This window comes from Pectobacterium sp. CFBP8739 (assembly GCF_013449375.1).
In the GTDB taxonomy this organism is placed as follows: domain Bacteria; phylum Pseudomonadota; class Gammaproteobacteria; order Enterobacterales; family Enterobacteriaceae; genus Pectobacterium.
Map to the genome: position 1 here is coordinate 1 of NZ_JACDRR010000024.1, position 3,189 is coordinate 3,189.

A 3,189-nucleotide genomic window follows, 5' to 3' on the forward strand; every position below is an offset into this window, starting at 1 on the left:
CTATTTGGCGAAGTTATTTAACGCCAAGGGTGAATTAAAAGAAGATAGCACCTCCGGTGAGGTTTATATTGAACGAGAGTTATCGCTGGGGCTGGCTCCACTGATTGGGATAAAAATGACGCTGGATCTGCTCCAGGCATTTGCTGCCTGGTATCACGCAGATGTTCTTCTGGCGGCAGTCCGCGAAGGATTGATGTCTCAGGAGCAGGCTTATCAAGAAGGTCGTAACGCCGCATTTTTCGGGATGAAATTTTGGTTGGTGGCAGAGGGAGATCTCAACTTCACGCTGGCATTTAAATCAGACGCCAAAAATGAGTGGGAATGGCAAAAAGACGAATCAGCAGAAGCCACGCTCACACTGACCACGGAAGCGAATGTCCGAGCGGGTGTCCGATTTTATATCGCAGAGGGCGCACTGGAGGTTGGTGGAAAGGCGGTAGCAAAAGGATGTTTGGGGTTACATGCGCCTACAAAAGATAAGCTGGATTTGGTATTTTACCACGAAGGCATAACGGCGAAGGTTTATGTGAATTATACGGTAAATATATCTCAAGGAACAGGAACTAGTTCAAATGAAGATGGGGGAGTTTTTGGAAATTCTTCCAGTGATTCAAAAGTGGAAAAAAGTAATAATGCAAAAAAGGAGTGGGTCATTCATGATAAATTGGAAAAAAACAAATCAGAGTGTAAATTCAGTATTATTTAATCATGTTATTACTTTTTTGTTGATTGCTGTTTTTCCAGTGGAGGCGAAAGAAATGAGTAATGAGAAATACCTATTTTCTTTTAAGTCGCACAAAAGCTCTTGTATTTTAAGAGTTAACTCACTTCCTGCTGTAGATACAGGGCATGCTGAACAAGGTACAATGTCCGCAGGATTTAATCTGACGGCATTTTTAGAAAATGGAAATAATGATATCGAATTACTAATGGGACCACAGGATCATAAAGATCCCAAGACTTTATATCCAGATTCTTCCTGTCAGGTGATAGTCACTAAGGATACCGAGACAACCAGTACAGAGATCGCCAATTTTAAATTAAGTGTGAATGAGAAAGGCGAGATTACGGCGAGTGAATCAGTCAATACGGCCAATAGCGCCACCGTGTTTGAAGGCTATACCCAGAATGAACAAGACTACGGCTTCTATAAAATCAGAGGGAGTCTGAAAGCCACTGGTTTGCCCCGCTGGGCGTGGGTCAATGCCACACCTGTAACGGAAAATGATTTGCCAAAAATCAAGCTGGCTTATACGGATATTTGGATGATGATGAAGGACCGTGATATTGAAGGATTGAAAAAAACCTCACAAATATCGAATCAAGAAATGGCTTTTGCAGAAGGGGCTACAACGGGGATGATGTTTATTTCAACCGATTTTCCTCAGCATGTGATTGATAAGAAATTTACTCCCCTTCCGATTGAATGGAATAAATATAAAATCATAAAATATCGTGATGGTCGATTATTTCGTCTAGGTGTTGGTTATTATCAAAACTCACCACTTCGCTTTATAAATAGCAGTGGGGAAATAGTTTTCTCTTACAATCCTTATTTCTCTATAATTGATGGTAAGGTGACGTTGGTAAGGTGATTTAGGCTAATTATTCTGGAATAAATAATTTTTTATTTATTTTTTAACGGACGAATTAAAAAATGGGTAACGCAGTTAAATTAGGCGATAGCGATACTGGGCATGGTAGTCATCCGCCGACATCTGTCATGGCAGGTTCATCCACGGTTAAGGTGGATGGTTTACCTTTGGCTCGGCAAGGCGATCCTTTGGTTCCCCATGGTCATGCGCGGAGTATTAGCGGTGGTTCATCGAGTGTATTTATTGATGGTAAACCCGCAGCGAGAACGGGGGATGGGGTGAGTTGTGGTGGCGTGCTGATTGGCGGGGGAAGTGTGAATATAGGCTGATATATCTATCCTATTTCAGTTGTTATTCAGATATTTTCTCCAGAGAAGGCGCGAAAGTGGCATTTCTGGTTTGATTGATTTCATGGATAAGTTTACTTAACAGATTGAATCAACTCAATTTCAGGCGGGTGTTGCATAATTGCAGCCCCGCTTTTTTATGAAAATAGCGATTTTTATCTGTCTATTTTTTCATCGGATATGAGTGGGCACTCGCATGCACACAATATTTGTGTGGTTTATTTATAACCTAAAATAGATGACTTCCTATCAATTAATGATATTTCAATAGACCATTTATTGAAATAATTTATCACTAACGCAAACTTTCAGAATAATTGCGCATTCTGCGCAACTTCTTGCTCACTTTCTGGTGTAAATCACTTTTTGCGCAATAAATGCCGTTTTTTCGCGAGGTCTGCGCAACTTCTTGCTCAAATTTTGCTTAAAGAAAATTTGAGTTAAGGAAATATCCTTTTAAAACATAAAGATAAAAACTGGCATGTGAATTGCTATACAGGATGGGACGTTACTAAACACGTTTAACAAAACTCATTCTGTTCAACAACAAGGAGCAAGACTATGCCAACTCCATGCTATATCAGCATCGAAGGTAAAACTCAGGGCAACATTACCGCGGGTGCTTTCACTTCTGATTCTGTCGGCAATATCTACGTGCAGGGTCACGAAGACGAAATGCTGGTACAGGAATTCAAACACATCGTCACCGTACCAACCGACCCACAGTCTGGTCAGCCGTCTGGCCAACGCGTACACAAGCCGTTCAAATTCACCGTCGCGCTGAACAAAGCCGTTCCGCTGATGTACAACGCCCTGGCGTCTGGCGAAATGCTGCCGACCGTGACCCTGAAATGGTACCGCACGTCGGTTGAAGGTAAGCAGGAGCATTTCTTCTCTACTGTGCTGACCGATGCCACCATCGTTGACATCGACTGCAAAATGCCACACTGCCAGGATCCATCCAAACTGGATTACACCCAACTGATTGAAGTGTCACTGGCTTACCGCAAAATTGACTGGGAGCACACCGTCGCCGGAACGTCCGGCTCTGATGACTGGCGTGCACCGGTCGAAGCGTAATTCCCACCGAACCCGGGCTTGCCCCGGGTTTTCTGCGTTTTTCTTAACGTGATGCTTTATCAACATGAACTGTGGTGTGAGCAGACTCAGACCACAACTCAGGTTTTCATTTTCATCAGGATAGCGCCGTGCCGCTCCGGGAAACCCGAGGCGTGCGGTAGCCATGG

3 protein-coding genes and 1 pseudogene are annotated in these 3,189 nt (G+C 43.2%); all 4 read left to right on the forward strand.

Going from position 1 to position 3,189, the window contains the following annotated elements; genetic code table 11:
* Window positions 1-706, forward strand: a pseudogene (locus H0247_RS16785) (hypothetical protein); the annotation flags it as partial.
* Window positions 657-1,595 (forward strand): IdsF, encoded by a 939-nt coding sequence (locus H0247_RS16790; protein ID WP_180743560.1) that lies wholly within the window; start codon window positions 657-659, stop codon window positions 1,593-1,595. The pseudogene H0247_RS16785 and the gene H0247_RS16790, both read left to right, overlap by 50 nt.
* Before the next feature lie 62 nt (window positions 1,596-1,657).
* Window positions 1,658-1,924 (forward strand): type VI secretion system PAAR protein, encoded by a 267-nt coding sequence (locus H0247_RS16795; protein WP_180743561.1) that lies wholly within the window; start codon window positions 1,658-1,660, stop codon window positions 1,922-1,924.
* 579 nt (window positions 1,925-2,503) lie between these two features.
* Window positions 2,504-3,022 carry an Hcp family type VI secretion system effector gene (locus H0247_RS16800; protein ID WP_180743562.1) on the forward strand — a complete coding sequence of 173 codons (519 nt, stop codon included), beginning with the start codon at window positions 2,504-2,506 and terminating at the stop codon, window positions 3,020-3,022.
* Window positions 3,023-3,189: the final 167 nt, after the last annotated feature.

What these genes read in the sequence shown, in the direction of transcription:
- H0247_RS16790 (WP_180743560.1), top strand. Translation starts at nt 657, where the DNA reads ATGATAAATTGGAAAAAAACAAATCAGAGTGTAAATTCAGTATTATTT.
- H0247_RS16795 (WP_180743561.1), top strand. Translation starts at nt 1,658, where the DNA reads ATGGGTAACGCAGTTAAATTAGGCGATAGCGATACTGGGCATGGTAGT.
- H0247_RS16800 (WP_180743562.1), top strand. Translation starts at nt 2,504, where the DNA reads ATGCCAACTCCATGCTATATCAGCATCGAAGGTAAAACTCAGGGCAAC.